The following is a 277-nucleotide window of genomic DNA, read 5'->3' on the forward strand; positions in this document are numbered from 1 at the left end:
CGAGCTGATACGCCTCGGGCAGCAGAGCGGTGAACGGATCTGGCCCTTCCCGCTGGACGAGGATTTCGATGACAACCTCGATAGCGAGTGGGCCGATCTGTTACAGTGCGCGCCGGGTAGCTCGCCGGATCACATCGATGCCGCCCGCTTCCTCAGCCGCTTCGTGCCCGGGCAGACACCCTGGTTGCACCTCGACTTGAGCGGTTTTCGCAACAAGGGGGGCAACGGTGTGGTCAGCAGCGAAGTGACCGGGTTTGGTGTCAGGCTGTCGCTGACC

At 63.5% G+C, this 277-nt stretch carries 1 pseudogene; it reads left to right on the plus strand.

The features are described from left to right. Positions 1-277: pseudogene (locus B4920_RS26185) on the plus strand (hypothetical protein); the annotation flags it as partial.

The organism is Zoogloea sp. LCSB751 (genome assembly GCF_002028455.1).
GTDB lineage: Bacteria > Pseudomonadota > Gammaproteobacteria > Burkholderiales > Rhodocyclaceae > Zoogloea.